Origin of the sequence: Paenibacillus paludis (assembly GCF_042610515.1) — a bacterium.
Lineage (GTDB): Bacteria > Bacillota > Bacilli > Paenibacillales > Paenibacillaceae > Paenibacillus_AQ.
The window spans coordinates 51,857-69,886 of record NZ_JBGJZP010000014.1 but is presented as its reverse complement, the minus strand read 5'-3'; the positions used below and the strand labels follow the sequence as shown (position 1 = coordinate 69,886).

The window sequence follows — 18,030 nt, the reverse complement described above, 5'->3', positions numbered from 1 at the left end:
GAATAGCTTAATTCTCGATCCACGTAACAATCACTTCGGCACCGCCCGGTTTCTTGTCCAGGCTGCTCCCTATAATAGAATAAGAGTAATCGCCTTGAACTTTACCGTTAATAATCAAATTGTTCGAATCCACAATTTGTGTGCCCTGATCCAGTTCCTTGGCCTTAACATACTTTTTATATGTACTTCCTAGTGCATCCATACTCTCTTCTGTCTCAAAGATCAGCATGGATGACTTTTTTCCGCCCACCAGCTCCCCATCCGTAAACGTAATGCCTGCACCCACAGGAATCGGAAAGTCCCCGGGCAGATATTCCGTCTGGTCCACACTTTCTTGCGCTAAGGTGCGAAAATGCTCACTGCCTGTTCCCGGACCGGAGCTGCTGCAACCGCTGAGACCCGCTGCAGTAAACAGCGCCAGCATGGGAAAAACGAACTTCTTGTTGAACATCAAATAAACCTCCTCCTGTATGAAAATAGAGTTATCGGGCTTTAGCTAATACCCATGATTACCCTGATTTGTTCTTGTGAAAACCAATATTTTAAAATTTAAAATATTTAACTATCCGCAGAAAAAAGATTTACATCGGCAGCTGATTGCATTAATATAATGAGTGAGTACTCACTCATTATTATGAGAATTGAGGAGATAGTTATGAATCAGGGGACTTCTGTTGTTTCCGTAAACCACGTCTGCCGGACGTTTGGCAGCAAGGAAGTGCTAAAGGATATTTCCCTGCAGGTTGCAGAGGCGGAAACCTTCGGCATTCTAGGCCCTTCCGGCTCCGGCAAAACTACGCTGGTGAAGCTCTTGACCGGCATTGATGAAGCGACCTCGGGCGAAGTGCGTGTATTGGGGATACCCATGCCTAAGCTTGCCATGCTGCAGCAAATCGGGTATATGGCTCAGTCTGACGCCTTGTATACGGAGCTGAGCGCAAAAGAGAATCTGGAATTCTTCGCCGCTCTCTATGGACTGAAAGGCGGAAACCGCACCCGCCGGATCAGGGATGTCTTGGAGCTGGTCAATCTGCAGGATCATCTGCGCAAAAGAGTTGATCAGTATTCCGGGGGGATGAAACGCCGTCTGTCACTGGCGATCGCCTTATTGCATGAGCCTCCGCTTCTGCTTCTTGATGAGCCCACGGTTGGCATTGATCCCGTACTGCGCCAGTCCATCTGGAAGGAACTAAAGGCGCTGAACCGCAAAGGGACTACCATTGTACTCACTACCCATGTGATGGATGAAGCCGAGAAATGCGACCGTCTGGCCATGATCCGTGATGGTGAACTGCTGGCGGTGGATACACCTGCTGGTCTGCTGAACGCTACCGGTTCTGCTTCTCTTGAAGAAGCTTTTCTATATTATGGAGGTGTCCGCCGATGAGAATCCGGGCGATCACCCTGCGAATTCTCCAGCAGTTTATTCATGACAAAAGGACGATGGCACTGATGTTTATTGCCCCCCTGCTCGTTCTCAGCTTAATGAGTCTGGTGTTTAACGGCGACGACTATGAACCGAAGTTTGGTGTTTACGGAAATACCCAAGCCATCTCTGCGGCGTTTGAGAAGCAAAGCACTGCTGTGGTCGAATACGCCACGGCAGAGCTGGGCAACGAAGCTTTGAAGGAGGGCAAGATCGATGCGCTTGTCACAGTAAGCGGCGCTGCTCCTGAAGTTGTGCTGGAAGGCAGCAACCCCACGGCAAATCGTGCGGCACTGATGGCCTTACAGGAAGCGGTCCAGAGCCTGCAGCCTGTTATACCCGGCCAGGGACAAGGTCAGCTGAAGCCGCAGATCAGCTATCTGTACGGCGCTGAAGATATGACTACAATCGACCGCTTCGGTCCGATAATGATCGGCGTCTTTGTCTTCTTCTTCGTCTTTCTGATTGCCGGCGTTTCCTTGCTGCGGGAACGGACTACCGGAACCCTGGAACGTCTGCTCTCTACCCCGCTGAAGCGCTGGGAAGTCGTTCTTGGCTACGTGTGCGGTTTCGGGATTTTCACCGTATTCCAGGCGCTGCTGATCTCCTGGTTTTCCATTCAGGTGCTGGGAATTATGATGGCTGGCAGCTTCGGTTATGTCCTGCTTGTGACACTGCTGCTGTCGATGACGGCGCTGACGCTTGGTACACTGCTCTCGGCTTTTGCTGCCAATGAGCTGCAGATGATGCAGTTCATTCCGCTAATCATCGTGCCGCAGATTTTCTTAAGCGGGCTGTTCCCGATGGATACGCTCCCAGTGTGGCTGCAGCGGATCGGGCTGGCGACACCGATCTATTACGGCTCGGAAGCGCTGATGGACATCATGATCCGCGGCAAAGGCTGGAGCGACATCGCGCTGGATGTCTTTGTTCTGATCGGTTTCTCTCTGCTGTTCATGCTGCTGAATGTGCTGGCCCTGCGCAAACACCGCAAAATGTAATTTCGCAAGCAGCTATGATAATATAAACGGAAAATACGAGGTTTGGAGGGCAAAAGAATGGAGACGGACAATGCTGCGGGGCAGCAGCATGAGGGGGAGCAGTGGATTGAGGAGCTGCTGGCCATCAGTCAGGAAGAAAAAATGACGCCGAAGCAGATCGCCATTCTGGAGGCGGCGATTGAAATATTTTCAGATAAAGGATATTCGGCTGCGGCTACCAGTGAAATTGCCCAGAAGGCGGGGGTGGCGGAAGGGACGATCTTCCGCTATTACAAGACCAAAAAGGATCTGCTGCTCTCCATTGTCGGGCCGACGATGAGCCGCATGATCGCGCCCTTTGTCATGCGCAATTTCGACGGCGTGCTGGATGGTCCTCCCGAGAGCTATGAGGCATTTCTGCGGGCTTTTATGGTCAACCGGCTGGAATTCGCCCGCAAGAACTTTAAGATTCTGAAAATTCTTATTCAGGAAATCCCCTTTCAGCCCGCATTAAGGGAACAGTTCGCCGAGAATGTTCTCGGCCAGGTACTGGAGCGGGTAACCGCCATTACCGAGCATTTCAAGGAAAAGGGCGAAATTATCGACATGCCCACACCCGCAATTATCCGGTTTACGGTCTCTTCTGTAATCGGATATCTGCTGGCCCGTCTGCTGTTCCTGCCGGATAGCGATTGGAATGATGAAGAAGAGATTGAGCAGACTTTGGCTTTCATGCTGTACGGTATCAGCGGACCGGCAGTACGCCCAGAAGCGAAGGGAACTTAGGCCGGAAATTTACACTGACACTTTCAATAGAAGGGCCAACTCCAAACCGCAGAAATGCGGTTTGGAGTTGGCCTTTTTTTACATTGCAAACACTTAGAGTGATCCCGCACCGCAGCATCTGCTCAGGATTCCGGTAAATGGTTTTGAAGGCGTACGCCTGTTCTGTTATTATGGGTACTATAGCAAATTCGGACTTATGGACAAGACAAAAGGAAGTGATTAGGGCTGTGGGTTTCTATGTGCCGGAACGGGTAATCAGGCTGCTATGCGGCGGTGCTGCTTTGGAGCAGGGAACGGTTTATTATGAAGCGGATAAGGTCACGCTGACCTATGCGGAGAACAATGTTGAGCTGGAATATTCAAAATACCGGGCTGAGGTTCAAGGCCTCGAAAGCTACGAAGTGGTGCTTGCTATAGACAGTGACGGTGATGTAAATGGGGAATGCACCTGCCCTGCATACCACCACGGCGGAGCTTTTTGCAAGCATATCGCAGCTGTTCTCGTCAATATACTCCGTCAGGAAATGGACACGGAACTCTCCAGAAGTATGGCCGGCCCCAGTCTCCACCTTCACGGAGGCTCCACCGGAGAGAGCGGCAGACTTACTCCGCGTAATCCGGAACCTGCAGCCTTTGGCTCAGGGGAACATACGGGTGACCGGAAGCTGGTGACCAGCATGCTGGATATGTTCGGCAGCTCCCGGAAGCGTCCAAGCGGCACCGGAACCTATAGCGATATCAGAACTCCGCTTCAGGTTGAGTTCATCTGTAAGCCGGTTCTGTACACCGATGGCACTCATAAGCTTGGAATTGAACTGAAGATCGGATTAGAGCGGCTTTATATTGTGCAGAAAATCAGAGCTTTTCTCGAGCGCATCCACCGTGGGGAATCCTTTGAGTTCACCAAGCATTTTATCTATGACCCTTCCTTGCACAGCTTCAATAAAGAAGACAATGCGGTGATTCTGAAGCTGATCGAAGTCCTTTTAAATGAAAAGATGTACCGCGAAGCTGTCAGTCCACATACGCATTATTCGGGTGGCCCGGGAGGGGAACGGCTGCTGCCGGTTCCGCCTTTTTTCTGGGAGCAAGTTCAGCCTGCGCTAACAGCAGTATCCTCTGTACAATTGCAGCATGGGGGAATAAGCACGGAAGGGCTTCAGATCACAAACGCTCCCCCTCCGCTGAGCTTTCAATTCGATCAAACCCCGGATAACAGCTACCGTCTGGATATCCAGGGGCTTGCGCAGCTTACAGTCATGGAGGATTACGGGCTTATCTTGTCTGAAGGCAGGCTGCTGAAGCTGCCGGTTCAGGAATGCCAGCGTCTCTCCGAGCTTAAGAAAATGCTGGCGTCCTCCCGCAAAGATGAAATTGCCATTACCCCGGAGCAAATGGAGCCTTTTATGGACAAGGTGATTCCCGGGCTGAAAAAGCTGGGCCATGTGCATATTGCCGAGGCTATCCAAGGCCGCATCATCCAGGCACAGCTTCAAGCCAGACTTTATCTTGACCGGATAAGAGACCGGCTGCTGGCAGGCCTTGAGTTTCAATACGGCAATATTGTGATTAATCCGCTCGATGAGAAAGCACGCGAACGGGGCAATGAGGTAATTCTGATGCGGGACGGGGAAACCGAAGGGCGGATTCTTGCGCTGATGGATCATGCTTCTTTTACCCAAACGGAAAGCGGCTATATTATGAGCGATGAGGACGGCGAATTTGATTTTCTGTATCATACCGTGCCGCTGCTGGAGCCGTTGCTTGAGGTATATGCCACTACTGCTGTCAAGGGAAGACTGCTCACCGGAACAGCCCTGCCGAAGGTAACCTTAAGCTGGAACGAAAAAACCGACTGGCTGGACTTCAAGTTCGCCATGGAAGGAATCCCCGAAACGGAAATTGTACTGGTGCTGAAATCGCTGCAGGAGAAACGCCGCTATTACCGGCTGCCGGATGGGGCGCTGCTGCCGCTGGAGAGTGCGGAATTCTTAGAAATCATCACCTTTATGAACGAAATCGGAATCCGTCAGGATGAGCTCAAAAGCCCGCAGTTCTCTCTCCCCCTGGCCCGCGGCCTGCATTTGAATGGCGACAGCGCGGGGGACTCCGTCACCATGGGACGCTCCCTGCGCCGGCTTCTGGCCAACATGCAGAATCCCGAAAATCTTGATTTCCCTGTGCCGGACAGCCTTGTTCCCGTACTCCGGGATTATCAGCAATATGGTTTCCAGTGGCTGAAGACGCTGGCCCACTACCGGTTCGGCGGCATCCTGGCCGATGATATGGGTCTCGGCAAAACGCTGCAGAGCATCGCCTTCCTGCTCTCAGAGCTTAAGGATATCCGGCAGGGAGGCCACCCTGCGCTGATCATCGCTCCGGCCTCCCTGCTCTACAACTGGCAGAATGAGCTGAAGAAATTCGCCCCGGAGATCAAAGCGGCCATAGCCGACGGGAACTTAACCGAACGCCGACGGACACTGAAGAACACCGCTGGAAACGATGTAATTATCACCTCCTATCCGCTGCTGCGCCGTGATATTGAAGAGTACGCCAAGCATTCCTTCCACACCCTGTTTCTGGATGAGGCGCAGGTCATCAAGAATCATGCGACCCAGACGGCTCAGGCGGTAAAAATATTGCAGGCGCGTTACCGCTTCGCGCTTACCGGAACGCCGGTAGAAAATGCTCTGGAGGATCTATGGTCGATCTTCGGAGTTGTGTTTCCCGGACTGTTTCCGGGCAAAAAGGCCTTTCATGACCTGCCCCGGGAGACGGTTGCGAGGCGGGCTCGGCCTTTTCTGCTGCGCCGCCTAAAAAGCGATGTACTGAAAGAGCTGCCTGATAAAATCGAATCTCTGCAGGCCTCCGAGCTGCTGCCTGAGCAGAAAAAACTGTATGTCGCTTATCTCGCCAGGCTGCGCAAGGAAGCGCTCAAGCATCTGGACAACGACGGGTTTGGCAACGGCAGAATCAAGGTGCTTGCCGGGCTGACCCGGCTGCGCCAGCTCTGCTGCCACCCCGCGCTGTTCATTGCAGGCTATACCGGCGGCTCGGCGAAATTCGAACAGCTGCTGGAGATTATTGAAGAATGCCGCAGCTCCGGCAAACGGATGCTGATATTCTCCCAGTTCACCGAAATGCTCGGCCTGATCGGCCGTGAACTGGGCCTGCTGGGTGTGCAGCATTTCTATCTCGATGGCCAGACGCCTTCAGCCCAACGGGTGGAGCTCTGCAACAGGTTCAATGAGGGTGAACGGGATCTTTTCCTGATTTCACTAAAAGCGGGTGGTACCGGACTGAACCTGACGGGAGCGGACACGGTCATTCTCTACGATCTCTGGTGGAATCCCGCTGTCGAGCAGCAAGCTGCCGACCGGGCCCACCGGATCGGGCAAAAGAAGGTGGTTCAGGTGATCCGCCTCGTAGCACAGGGGACTGTCGAGGATAAGATGTACGAGCTTCAGCAGAAGAAAAAGAACCTGATCGACGAAGTCATCCAACCGGGCCAGGAGGCCATTTCTGCCTTAAGCGAGCAGGATATCCGTGAAATCCTGATGCTTTCATAAATTGGCCATGCACGCTTATCTCCTGGCACAGCAAGCAGGGACTTTCACAGCCTAAGGCTGGGGATGTCCCTGTTTGCTGTATTTTTTTAGAATGACATAAGGATTTGTTACTCTACCGGGTTCGGACTCCGCAGATATTACAACTCGTCACTCCATTTCTCATACGTTACAACACGATGGGCATCCACCAATTGACCGTCAGCTTGTTTGCCCCATACTGAAATCCCTGCTTTTTCTCCTAGGTCATCGCCTGTAAAGAGAAATTCGAAAGCATCCAGATCGGCAAAGTAGTCTCTGGTCACCACCTCGCCTGGTGCGATTTCGACAACTTCACTCACATATAAAGTTCTTGTAGTACCCAGGAAGTAACCTAGAATATTAATAACCAGTACTTCTGCAGCAGCCCGATTCACAATCTTTACAGTTACAAGCTGCGCCGGTCTTACGCCAAGAACAGGATTATTCTCTATAGGTCCAGTAGATAATGTGGTCATCCCGTCTTATTCCTCCTTTCAATCCACTCATTTGTGAATATTAAACTCTGATTCTAGCGGTAGTGTTAATTGATCGCACAATATATTAATATTCGTGTGCTACCCTGACGGTGTGGACAGAAGACAGGCTCCATTCACCAAATCCTGCAGCAGTGCATAAAGTGTACAAAAGAGAGTTCGCCCACTAGTGGCCGCTGTTCTGAAAGAATGTATACGGAAGAAGGGAGTCCATGCCCCCTCCTGGAAAAGGAAAGAAAACGAGCATAAAAAAACAACCGGCAAACCCTAAAACGCAAAGTCCAAAGGGGCTGGAGTTTGCAGTGGCTGCCCTTCTTTTATCAGGCAAGTTAAAGGTAGACTCTGTCCAGATGTTCACGGACGCTTCGCTTCTTGTCAGCCTGGTTGGCAAATATAAATCACTTGGCAATTTGAGCGACAGCAACGTTGATAAACTGGTCAGCTTTCTCAACGACAACAGCAGCCTGACCTTGAACGAGATCATGGCCGCTTTGAAGAAAAAATCAGACAACTCTTGAGTGGAGGAATAAAGGGAGGCCTAGCACGTATGGACAATTTTGACGGTGAAGATTTTGCCGGGGGGATCCTGCTGGTCATTGTAATTGCGCTGCTTATCTTTGGTTCAACGGATATTAAGGATCTTACCGCTGCGCCCACTTCCGATTGAAACGGGACCCCTTACTTGAATTAAAATCATTTACATCCCATATAAGGCTTGTTATGATTAAAGTATCAAAAGAGCTGCGCAACTTATGTTTGCTACAAAGCGATTAAAGGATGATTTTTTCCTTTAATCGCTTTTTTGTGTGAGCTTTAAAATCATGGAGGTATATCGTATGAACAAAAGAGTACATGATATGGTTATGCTGCTTCTCGGGGCATTTATTTTTGCGCTGGCAGTCAATTTATTTGTGATTCCCAATGACTTTGGTGAGGGTGGCGTGACAGGGATATCGATCATTCTGTATTATTTGCTGAAATGGTCACCTGCGCTGGTCGGCATCATCTTGAACGGGATTTTGCTGATCATCGGCTATAAGCTGCTGGATAAAAAAACGACGGGATATACCATCATCGCTGTTGCCTTTAACTCCCTGTTCCTGTACTTGACCAAGAACTGGCAGATCGCTTCGGATGAGCCAGTGATTAACGCTATTTTCGCGGGTCTGTTTGCCGGGGTCGGGATTGGACTGATCATCCGGGTCGGCGGCACGACTGCAGGTACGACAATTCTGGCTCGTCTTGCCAATAAATATTGGGATTGGAATATCAGCTATGCCTTGCTGTTCTTTGACCTTATCGTTGCCACACTGTCCGCCTTCGTCATTGGTATCGAAAAGATGATGTTTACGTTCGTTATCCTCTATATCGGAACCAAAGCCATGGAGTTCATTATCGAGGGCTTGAATCCTAAAAAAGCAGTGACCATCATCTCGGCACACTATGACAGCATTGCCGTACGGGTTACGGAGATTATGGACCGCGGAGTAACGGTGCTCCGGGGATACGGCTATTACACCGGCGAAGAAAAGGAAGTCCTTTACATCGTAATTAGTAAGCAGGAAGTTTCCATGCTCAAAAAAATCGTACGGGCTGAGGACAAAAATGCTTTTGTCACGATCCACGATGTACGCGACGTGTTTGGTGAAGGATTTATTGATATTTCTAAATAAGCCAACCGGCTATTGATTTATTCCATAAATTCGCTATACTGATAAAAATCAATATACAATCGATGAACGGGAAAGTAGTTGCCTTGGACCCTAGTCCCCAGCGAGCCGGAAGAGTGAGAGCCGGTACAGGCCAGTTAATGAAGCGCACCCGGGAGATGGACTTCTGAACTGATAGTAGGAAGCCCCGGCTGAAGACCGTTAACCTGTAAGGTGGCTAAACCAAGTTGTTTAGCAACGAGAGTGGTACCGCGAGCGCTAAAGCCCTCGTCTCTTTTAGAGACGTGGGCTTTTTTTGATGTTTTTTAGCCCGCTAAGTACATGTAACGCAAATCTGCTTCAAGAATTTTAAAGGAGGTTCATCCCGTGTTAAGCCAACTTATCAGAACAAGCCTGGAACAAAGCGTCCAGCAGGTATTCAGCAGCCTGAGCGCTGCCGCACCAGAACATTTAACCATCGCTCTTGAACAGCCCGCTAATCCGGATTTCGGCGACTACTCCAGCAATATTGCCATGCAGCTGGCCAAAGTCCTGCGCAAGGCCCCAATGGCTATTGCCGAGCTGATCACAGCGGAGCTTGGGCAACAGGAGGCGATCAAGGGTTTGCTGCAGCGAATCGAGGTTGCGGCTCCGGGCTTCATCAATATGTACGTGAATTGGCAGGAGTGGGCAAATCACAGCTTTGAGCTGCCGCCAGGGAACGGGAATAAGGTGATCATTGAGCATACTTCTGTGAACCCAAATAAATCCATGCATATTGGACATCTGAGAAACTCCTGTATTGGAGATGCGCTGGTTAGGATTTTGAAAAAAACAGGTTACGACGTGGAAGTTCACAACTATGTGGATGACCTTGGCAATCAGCTGGCAGATACGGTGGTCGGGCTAATGAATGTGCCGCTCGCGGGTGATCATGTCCGCTTCGGTGATTATTGCTGGGATATCTACGCCGGAATCAATAAGGAATATGCGTTGCATCCTGAGACGATCCATAAACGGACGGAGATTCTCCACGCATTGGAAGAAGGAAACGGCAATACCGCTTGGCTCGGCAGCCTTGTGGCTGAACGGATTGTGAGAGAACATGTTGAGGAAATGAAAAACTTCAGCATCACCTACGATTTGCTGGTGTGGGAGAGCAGCATTTTAAAAGAGGGATTTTGGTCCTCTGCTTTTGCGCTGCTGGAACAGACAGCCGTTTTTGTTCAGGAAACCGAGGGCAAGCTGGCGGGATGCTGGATTCTGAAGCAATCGGCAACAGAAGGCACAGGGGCGGATTCAGAGGAACATCAGAAAGATAAGGTGCTGGTGCGCTCGAACGGGATTTTGACCTACACCGCCAAGGACATCGCCTATCATCTCTGGAAATTCGGACTGCTGGACAAAAACTTCTCCTACAGCGAGTTTAATGCAGGCGTTTGGACGACGGGTCCAAGTGGACAGCAGATGCCTTTTGGAGAGGCAGATATGGTAGTTAACGTCATTGATTACCGGCAGGAGTATCCGCAGGCGATGGTGAAGCAGGCTTTAGAGGTATTGGGATATGCCGGGCAAGCCGGGAAGCTTCATCATGTAAGCTATGGCGTGGTTTCTCTTAGTCCGGCTTCCGCCGCTGAACTGGGGATCGATACCTCGGACGGCAAAACCTCTTACGCCATGTCCGGCCGTCAGGGCATCGGCATCAAGGTCACCGAGCTGGTCCAGCTCATGGAGAACACCATTGAAGCCACCCGCTCCGACAAAAACGGCCTGTCCAGCCGGCTGATCGCCACAGCTGCAATCCGTTACTATCTGCTGCGTTTCAATCTGGGGACGGAGATTGTGTTTGATTTCAAGCAGGCGACCGAGATTTCCGGCAATACCGGCGTATACCTGATGTATACCTATGCACGTGCAGGCAGTGTACTCAGTAAAGCCGCTGGAATGGAGGCAGGAGCCGTATTGGGAGCAGCGGCAGCGGCAACGTTGAAGACGGATGCAATGGCGGTAAATACGGCGGCGAGAGCGGTACTGGCGGCGGATGGGGCAGTCGATGCGGCGGCGGATGGGGCAGCGGATGCGGCATCAGAACCAGCTGCGGTGCCGGATTTCCCGGCCCCACTGGACAAAGCGGAGCTTGCCCTGCTGAGACATCTCAGCATCTGGCAAGACACCTTATACAGCGCGAGCATCGAGCTGACGCCAAATGCAATCTGTAACTACGCGCATACTCTGGCCTCGCTGTTCAATAACTTTTATTCCGCCTGCCCGATTCTCAAAGGGGAGCAACTCACCATCCGCTTCCGTCTCTGGCTTACTTCAACATTCCAGGAAACGCTCGGCGAAGTGCTTGAGGTGCTTGGCCTGCCGAAGCCGGAGCGGATGTAACGGAGAATTACGAAGTTGTTGTGCATGGATCCAATGTGAACCATAGACTAGACACGTATTCTCCTATGTTTAACACTGCAGCTGATTACCCGCTGCGGGAAAAAGATCAGCGGGAATTATGCCTGTTAATTCTGCTTCAAGCCTTGCTTAATGAGGTCGCCCGATTGGTCCGCGGCGGCCTCATGATCTGTTTTCTGCGCTAACGTTCTCCGTTCATGACTGATGTGAATCTTGTTCATTGCCAAGCCAATCTGGAGTTTAAAACCGGGTATTTTCTTCAGAACGGTTGTGTCTCACGTAGCTCTCTCACGCCTTCCGACAGGGGGCGAGTAAAATACATCACTATGCATATGCTGAATTTTGTCCCAGTTGCTAGGATTGGTCGTGTCTGGAGAGCGGTGCTCCATAATGGCTTGATAAAGGGCGGTTTTTTCTTCCAAATGGGCAACGTGCTGTTTGGCTTCTTCGAGCTTAGCGAGCGCTGCTTCTTTATGCTCCATCATGAGTGCGGAGCGTTGCGGAATGGTCGAATCTCCTTCGAGACAGAGATCGATGTACCTTTTTATGACTTCAATCGGCATCCCGGATTGCTTGAGGCATTTGATGCCATGCAGCCAGTTGATCGATTCTTCGTCGAACATCCGAATATTATTTTGATTGCGCTGTACGCTTGGCACCAGGCCTTTATCCGTATAAAAGCGTACAGCATGCTCGGTGAGTCCCGTTATTAGGGCGGCTTCTTTGACCGTATGCATGTGAAATCCCCCATGGAAAATAAATTTTTGAAGACGCCTTGACTTCGTGTAACACGAAGGTCCTAAGCTTATTGTAATGCAAATGAGCCGTAAGTGGAATCCCCGCTTCAGTGCCCGATTCAGGGGATACGCGCCGTTTGCTATTATACATTTGATCATTAGGAGGAATTACAATGCAAACCGTAACATTAAATAATGGTGTAAAAATGCCGATCATCGGCTTTGGTGTCTATCAAGTTCCGAATGCTGAAGAATGCGAGAACGCGGTATATGAAGCGCTGATGGCCGGTTACCGCCTGATCGACACCGCCGCCGGTTATCTGAATGAGGAAGCGGTCGGACGCGCGATCAAGCGCAGCGGCGTGCCGCGTGAGGAGCTGTTCATCACGACCAAACTTTGGGTTCAGGATGCCAGTTACGAGAGTGCCAAGCTGGCGTTTTCCAAATCCTTGAAGAAGCTACAGCTCGATTATCTCGATCTATACCTTATTCACCAGCCGTTCGGCGATTACTACGGCGCTTGGCGTGCGATGGAAGACCTGTACGGCGAAGGCAAGATCAAGGCGATCGGTGTCAGCAACTTCCTGCCCGACCGTCTGATGGACCTCATCGTGCATAACGAAATCGTGCCGGCGGTAAACCAGGTCGAAACACACCCGTTCTACCAACAAATCGAGATCGCCGCTTTTATGAAAGAGCAGGGAGTTCAGCACCAGTCGTGGGCCCCGTTTGCTGAAGGACTTAACAACTTGTTCGGCAACAAAATGCTAGTCTCGATCGCAGAAAAACACAACAAGTCCGTAGCCCAGGTCGTGCTTCGCTGGCTTGTTCAGCGTGGAGTCGTTGCTATTCCAAAATCGGTGCGCAAAGAGCGGATCGTCGAAAACTTCAACATTTTCGATTTTGAGTTGAGCGCAGACGATATCGAACAAATTTCCACTCTCGATACGCGGGAAAGCCTTTTCTTATCGTACCGCGATCCGGAAATCGCCAAGATGATGGGCAACTGGAGAGTCGATCTGTAAACCTTGATCGAACCGTAACTCATCACGCGTTTATCCTCATCTATTAAGAAAGGACAGGGCGGGTCCCCCTTGTCCTTTTAAAACTGCTGCTAAGGGTGCAACGAAATCTATACTCCTACCATTACAGGTAACACACAGAACCACCGAGACATCTATAACTATCCTGCCCGCGAATAGTGTTCACTTATTGCAACTATCGTTTCCCGCCCTATAAATTTCACTCAGACGTTAGATTAAGCACACTGTAGAAAATTAGCGGGTGCTATTCCTTTTAGTTGCTGCAATTCCTCGGTGCATGCTGGATTAGCGGGCGGTTTGCCCGCTAGTGCAGACGCGTATTATCAGGCGGACCAGCAAATAGGGTGCTCCAAAGATAGAGGGTAATAAAGCCGCCCCTCTTGCGATGTTTATCCTCCCGATGCAGATGCTCCAACGCCCCCAGGGGCTTCTCACCCCCGGACGCACAAACAGCCTTCCCGAAGGAAGGCTGTTTTGTGTGACGTCCCGGAAGGGATTCGAACCCCCGACCGTGCGCTTAGAAGGCGCATGCTCTATCCAACTGAGCTACCGGGACAAAAGTGAAGTAATTGATTCCTAAAACATATGTATTCACGCAACGTTCTCTATTATACCGCATTCAGATTTTTTTTCAAGGCTGCAGCAATATAATTTACTAAAATACGGCGAAACAGCAACGGCAGCACAGCAGATCAGCCTATCCTCACCAGTTACCCTCCCACAGCATTTCTGTCCCCGGGGCAGAATCAGCGGCGGCCAGCCGCTCACCCCAATCCGTTCTACCCCCGGGGCAGACTGCGGCAGTTTTGCCGCATCCAATCGCCGGATTTCAGGAGTCACTTGTGGAAATGCTGTTCCAGCTGCTTTTTCAAGTCGCCGAAGATAAGCAGTTCTCGCTGGAATTTGGAGCGTTCATCCTCGGGGCTCATAATGATGCTGCCAGTAAAAGCACTGGCCGTCACATCCTGAAAAGCGTCATGCAAATTGTTATCAAACCAATCGGTTGCAGTATTCGCGTCATTCGTCAGAATCCGCACAATTTCATAACCTTCCTCGCGCTGGTCTTCAACAATGTACACCAAAAGTGCGGAATCGCCTACAGCTCCCGGCAATACGCCCACTTCTGCACAAGGCGCGCCGTCATATTCGGTCATTCTGCGGATTTTGGCGTCTTTAATATAATACACTTGTCATCCATCCCTCCTGGCAAATTTCCCTCTCCCTTAGTGTTCGGATAAGGACATACATTTTATCCCTTCCTTCGGCATATATCTGTATTACTTGGCAAAAAAGAAACAAGTGAAATCGGCTGCGCCGTCCTTAAAGGACGGCATCCATTTCAGCGAGAAATATAAGGATAATTTATTGCGTGGAGCATATAAATTCTTATATTTGGACAACAATCGCACAAAAGAGAGGATGAACCATCATGTGCGGAATAACCGGATTTATCCAGTGGCGCGGCGACCTCACACAGCACTCGCAACTGCTCGTAAAAATGACTGAAACCTTGGCCAACCGCGGGCCGGATGCGGCCGGAACCTGGATTTCAGGGCCTTGTGCCTTCGGTCACCGCAGACTAAGCGTTATCGATCCCGAGAACGGCGCACAGCCTATGATCGCCCGCCATGACGATAAGGTGTACGCTATTGTGTACAACGGCGAATTATATAACGCCCCCGAGCTCAAAAAGGAACTGAAACAGCGGGGACACCATTTTCTCACCGAGTGCGACACCGAAGTTCTGCTGCACGCCTATATGGAGTGGGGACCGGATTGCACCGGGAAGCTGAACGGAATCTTTGCATTTGCCGTCTGGGACGGTCTGCGGGACCAGGTATTTTTGGCACGCGACCGCCTGGGTGTGAAACCCCTGTTCTATAGCCGGGTGGACGATGTTTTTGTCTTCGGCTCCGAACCTAAAGCGCTGCTCCAGCACCCCAAGGTACAACCGAAGGTAGGACCGGAAGGACTGGCGGAAATCTTCATCATCGGTCCGGCCCGCACTCCGGGACATGGGGTATACAAAGATATATTCGAGCTTCGTCCAGGTCATGCCATGATTTATAGCCGGGAAGGCCTGCGCAGCTATGCTTATTGGAAATTAGAAAGCAATCATCACACGGAAAATGAAGAAGAAACAGCCTCCAGAGTGCGTGAATTGCTGCAGGATACACTGGAGCGGCAATTGGTTTCTGACGTTCCGGTCTGCTCCCTGCTGTCCGGGGGGCTCGATTCCAGCGCACTGACCGCGCTCGCTGTGGATTATTACAACCGCACCGGCCAAGGCCGGGTGGATACCTATTCCGTCGATTATGTCGACAACGACAAGCATTTCAAAAGCCACACCTTTCAGCCCGGCGCAGATGGTCCGTGGATTAAGCGGATGGTTGATGAGTTGAACACGAATCACCATTATGTAGCCTTTGATACACCGGAGCTGGTAACGGCGCTGGACAATGCCCTGGAATCCCGCGATTTGCCGGGGATGACGGATGTGGATTCTTCGCTGTATCTATTTTGCCGTGAGATTAAAAAGAACGCGACCGTGGCCATCTCCGGCGAGGCGGCGGACGAGATTTTTGGCGGGTATCCCTGGTTCCACCGGGACGAGATGCTCTCCTCCGGCACGTTCCCCTGGTCGGTAGCCCCCAAAATGCGTGCAGGTCTATTGTCGCCGGAAGTGGGGGAATGGATACGTCCACTGGAATATTTAGGTGACAGATACAGCGATGCGGTAGCGGAGGTGCCGAAGCTTGACGGTGAGACCGGCAAGCAGGCGCAGATGCGCGTAATGTCCTATCTCAACATCACCCGCTTCATGCCGACACTGCTGGACCGTAAGGACCGGATGAGCATGGGTGCAGGACTGGAGGTCCGCGTGCCGTATTGCGACCACCGGCTCGTCCAGTATGTATTCAACATCCCTTGGGAAATTAAAACCGTAGGCAACCGGGAAAAAGGCATTCTGCGCAAAGCACTCGAAGGCATCCTGCCGGATGATGTGCTCTATCGTAAAAAAAGCCCTTACCCCAAAACCCATAATCCGGCCTATTTAAATGCCGTCCGGACTCAGATGCTGGGCATTCTGGATGATTCCACTTCGCCCATCCTGCCGTTGATTGATGCAGCCAAGATCCGTGAAATCGCTGCCTCTCCCGAATCCTCCAGCAATCTGCCCTGGTTCGGCCAGCTGATGTCCGGCCCGCAGCTGTTCGCTTATCTCGCCCAGGTTAACCTGTGGCTGCGCAAGTATAACGTATCTATCGGGTAAATCGCTAAGCTCTCTGCTCTCTGCTCTCTGCTCTCTGCACACAGCCAATAACTGCAAACAGCAAGCCCCCAACCGGAGGCTTGCTGTTTGCAGTTTCCTATTGTAAGAGGCTTGCTCAGAAATTAAAATTATCCGGGTCCGGACCGAACCTGTGGTTCTGGTTCAGGTTCTCAATTGCCTTAACGTCATCGTCGCTAAGCGTGAAGTCGAAAAATCCGGCGTTCTCTGTGATCCGCTCTGCATGAACCGATTTGGGAATGGTAATGACACCCTGCTGCAGATCCCAGCGCAGGACAATTTGGGCGACAGTTCTGCCATATTTGCCGGCCAGCTCTTTAAGCAGCGGCACATCCAGATTGCCCTGCATCAGCGGACTCCAGGCCTCCAGCTGAATGTCATGCTGGCGTGTATATTTTAGCAGCTCGCGCTGGGTCAAGAGCGGATGGAACTCCACTTGATCGACCACAGGCACCACACCTGTATCGTCGATAATATCCTGCAGATGATGGATCTGGAAGTTGCTCACCCCGATGGATTTCACGAAACCTTCCTTTTGCAGATGAATAAGCGCCTTCCAGCTCTCCCGGTACTTGCCGGCGACCGGCCAGTGAATCAGATACAGATCAATTACATCCAGCCCCAGCTTACGGCGGCTGACTTCAAACGCTTGTAATGCGGATTCATAACCTTGATCAGGATTGCGCAGCTTGGTCGTAATGAACAGTTCCTCCCGGGGCACTCCGCATTCACGGATGGCTTGTCCGACGCCTTCTTCATTATTGTATCCAGCTGCCGTATCAATGCTGCGATAGCCTGTTTCCACTGCTGCTTTTACCGCGTTGATAACTTCCTCACCATCTTTGGTCTGCCATACGCCCAGTCCCAGCCACGGCATAGTTACTCCGTCATTTAATGTAGGTCCACCCGAAAACGGTCCGTTCAATTCACTCATCGTTAACCCTCCAAGCCTAATGATATTGATCTAACTTTCTTAACCTTAAAAGAGGCCGCATAATCAGCCGATGACCAGAATCAGTATAGCAGATTGCTCCCGCAGGTCCAAAATGCCGCTCTGGACAGGTAAATCAGAATAAAAAATAAGTGCAGTCTGTGTTCACAGTCTGCACTTATTTTAGAATTCGCTTATTTGTCGATTAGCTTGAAATCATCAAAATGGAATTCCGGGGATACGATGCAGGAGACCAGCACCGGCTCGTCGCCTAGCACCCGGGCCGCCTGCCATACTCCTGCCGGAATAACCACCTGCGGCTGCTGGCCGGCGGCGATGTCGAGACCCAGGATAACCTCGGTAACATCCTCCGGCTTGTCACCGCTGCCTCCAAGGCTTAACACAATCGGGCTGCCGGAATGCCACAGCCAGATTTCGGAAGACAGCACCGTGTGCCATTCCGAGGTTTCGCCCGGATGAAGCAGAAAATAAATCGAAGAAGCTGAGGCTCTGGAGCCCGAATAGCTGCTTCCCAGTGTTTCTTGCGGGATATCAAAGGATGATTTCCAAAGTCTTTTGTACCATCCGCCTTCAACGTGAGGCTGCAGCCCCAGCGCTTCGACCAGCGGAGAAATTTCTTTTTGCGTCACAGTATCGTCTCCTTAAAGTTTTGCGAAGCAAAACTGGCTTCGTAAGCTT

15 protein-coding genes, 1 tRNA gene and 1 other annotated feature are annotated in these 18,030 nt (G+C 51.1%); of the genes, 9 read left to right on the top strand and 7 right to left on the bottom strand.

Annotated elements, in window-relative coordinates; translation table 11 throughout:
- Positions 1–7 precede the first annotated feature (7 nt).
- Positions 8–451: a hypothetical protein gene (locus tag ACAN56_RS23605; RefSeq protein WP_379145953.1), complete on the bottom strand. Its 444-nt coding sequence runs from the start codon at positions 449–451 to the stop codon at positions 8–10.
- A gap of 204 nt (positions 452–655) precedes the next feature.
- Between ACAN56_RS23605 and ACAN56_RS23600 the strand changes: the two genes are divergently transcribed.
- The 4 genes from ACAN56_RS23600 to ACAN56_RS23585 all read left to right on the top strand — a co-directional run bounded on the left by ACAN56_RS23600 (position 656) and on the right by ACAN56_RS23585 (position 6,761).
- On the top strand, positions 656–1,387 hold the full coding sequence (locus ACAN56_RS23600) for an ABC transporter ATP-binding protein (protein WP_038595866.1): 732 nt from the start codon (positions 656–658) through the stop codon (positions 1,385–1,387).
- Complete coding sequence (locus tag ACAN56_RS23595; RefSeq protein ID WP_038595868.1) at positions 1,384–2,427, top strand: ABC transporter permease; 1,044 nt, start codon at positions 1,384–1,386, stop codon at positions 2,425–2,427. The genes ACAN56_RS23600 and ACAN56_RS23595 overlap by 4 nt, the downstream gene beginning before the upstream one ends.
- A 57-nt stretch (positions 2,428–2,484) precedes the next feature.
- Complete coding sequence (locus ACAN56_RS23590; RefSeq protein WP_052092273.1) at positions 2,485–3,192, top strand: TetR/AcrR family transcriptional regulator; 708 nt, start codon at positions 2,485–2,487, stop codon at positions 3,190–3,192.
- A 227-nt stretch (positions 3,193–3,419) separates the two neighbouring features.
- Complete coding sequence (locus ACAN56_RS23585; protein ID WP_379145952.1) at positions 3,420–6,761, top strand: DEAD/DEAH box helicase; 3,342 nt, start codon at positions 3,420–3,422, stop codon at positions 6,759–6,761.
- 137 nt (positions 6,762–6,898) lie between these two features.
- On the opposite strand, the gene ACAN56_RS23580 is transcribed toward ACAN56_RS23585, so the two are convergent.
- Positions 6,899–7,255, bottom strand: a complete 357-nt coding sequence (locus ACAN56_RS23580; protein WP_379145951.1) for a hypothetical protein — start codon at positions 7,253–7,255, stop codon at positions 6,899–6,901.
- 320 nt (positions 7,256–7,575) lie between these two features.
- On the opposite strand from ACAN56_RS23580, the gene ACAN56_RS23575 reads away from it, so the two are divergent.
- From ACAN56_RS23575 to ACAN56_RS23565, 3 genes are all read left to right on the top strand, one after another.
- Positions 7,576–7,791, top strand: coding sequence for a hypothetical protein (locus ACAN56_RS23575; protein WP_231578324.1), 216 nt, complete (start codon positions 7,576–7,578; stop codon positions 7,789–7,791).
- A 318-nt stretch (positions 7,792–8,109) separates the two neighbouring features.
- Positions 8,110–8,946, top strand: a complete 837-nt coding sequence (locus tag ACAN56_RS23570) for a YitT family protein (RefSeq protein WP_379145949.1) — start codon at positions 8,110–8,112, stop codon at positions 8,944–8,946.
- A gap of 53 nt (positions 8,947–8,999) precedes the next feature.
- Positions 9,000–9,221: a binding site (T-box leader), on the top strand.
- Positions 9,222–9,309: 88 nt separating this feature from the next.
- On the top strand, positions 9,310–11,310 hold the full coding sequence (locus ACAN56_RS23565; RefSeq protein ID WP_379145948.1) for an arginine--tRNA ligase: 2,001 nt from the start codon (positions 9,310–9,312) through the stop codon (positions 11,308–11,310).
- A 293-nt stretch (positions 11,311–11,603) separates the two neighbouring features.
- On the opposite strand, the gene ACAN56_RS23560 is transcribed toward ACAN56_RS23565, so the two are convergent.
- Positions 11,604–12,065 (bottom strand): MerR family transcriptional regulator, encoded by a 462-nt coding sequence (locus ACAN56_RS23560; RefSeq protein WP_379145947.1) that lies wholly within the window; start codon positions 12,063–12,065, stop codon positions 11,604–11,606.
- A 173-nt stretch (positions 12,066–12,238) separates the two neighbouring features.
- Between ACAN56_RS23560 and ACAN56_RS23555 the strand changes: the two genes are divergently transcribed.
- Positions 12,239–13,090 (top strand): aldo/keto reductase, encoded by an 852-nt coding sequence (locus ACAN56_RS23555; protein WP_379145946.1) that lies wholly within the window; start codon positions 12,239–12,241, stop codon positions 13,088–13,090.
- A gap of 500 nt (positions 13,091–13,590) precedes the next feature.
- On the opposite strand, the gene ACAN56_RS23550 is transcribed toward ACAN56_RS23555, so the two are convergent.
- Positions 13,591–13,664, bottom strand: a tRNA-Arg gene (locus ACAN56_RS23550).
- A 280-nt stretch (positions 13,665–13,944) separates the two neighbouring features.
- Positions 13,945–14,295, bottom strand: coding sequence for a hypothetical protein (locus ACAN56_RS23545; protein WP_038595886.1), 351 nt, complete (start codon positions 14,293–14,295; stop codon positions 13,945–13,947).
- A 242-nt stretch (positions 14,296–14,537) separates the two neighbouring features.
- On the opposite strand from ACAN56_RS23545, the gene asnB reads away from it, so the two are divergent.
- Complete coding sequence (gene asnB, locus ACAN56_RS23540) at positions 14,538–16,382, top strand: asparagine synthase (glutamine-hydrolyzing) (protein WP_038595887.1); 1,845 nt, start codon at positions 14,538–14,540, stop codon at positions 16,380–16,382.
- 115 nt (positions 16,383–16,497) lie between these two features.
- On the opposite strand, the gene ACAN56_RS23535 is transcribed toward asnB, so the two are convergent.
- Entirely contained in the window at positions 16,498–17,334 is an 837-nt protein-coding gene (locus ACAN56_RS23535) for an aldo/keto reductase (RefSeq protein WP_341095898.1), read from the bottom strand.
- A gap of 191 nt (positions 17,335–17,525) precedes the next feature.
- Complete coding sequence (locus ACAN56_RS23530; RefSeq protein ID WP_076110749.1) at positions 17,526–17,981, bottom strand: cupin domain-containing protein; 456 nt, start codon at positions 17,979–17,981, stop codon at positions 17,526–17,528.
- Positions 17,982–18,030 lie beyond the last annotated feature (49 nt).

Coding starts and splice junctions, on each gene's coding strand:
- ACAN56_RS23600 (WP_038595866.1), top strand. CDS start 656: ATGAATCAGGGGACTTCTGTTGTTTCCGTAAACCACGTCTGCCGGACG.
- ACAN56_RS23595 (WP_038595868.1), top strand. CDS start 1,384: ATGAGAATCCGGGCGATCACCCTGCGAATTCTCCAGCAGTTTATTCAT.
- ACAN56_RS23605 (WP_379145953.1), bottom strand. CDS start 451: ATGTTCAACAAGAAGTTCGTTTTTCCCATGCTGGCGCTGTTTACTGCA.
- ACAN56_RS23555 (WP_379145946.1), top strand. CDS start 12,239: ATGCAAACCGTAACATTAAATAATGGTGTAAAAATGCCGATCATCGGC.
- ACAN56_RS23590 (WP_052092273.1), top strand. CDS start 2,485: ATGGAGACGGACAATGCTGCGGGGCAGCAGCATGAGGGGGAGCAGTGG.
- ACAN56_RS23570 (WP_379145949.1), top strand. CDS start 8,110: ATGAACAAAAGAGTACATGATATGGTTATGCTGCTTCTCGGGGCATTT.
- asnB (WP_038595887.1), top strand. CDS start 14,538: ATGTGCGGAATAACCGGATTTATCCAGTGGCGCGGCGACCTCACACAG.
- ACAN56_RS23580 (WP_379145951.1), bottom strand. CDS start 7,255: ATGACCACATTATCTACTGGACCTATAGAGAATAATCCTGTTCTTGGC.
- ACAN56_RS23560 (WP_379145947.1), bottom strand. CDS start 12,065: ATGCATACGGTCAAAGAAGCCGCCCTAATAACGGGACTCACCGAGCAT.
- ACAN56_RS23535 (WP_341095898.1), bottom strand. CDS start 17,334: ATGAGTGAATTGAACGGACCGTTTTCGGGTGGACCTACATTAAATGAC.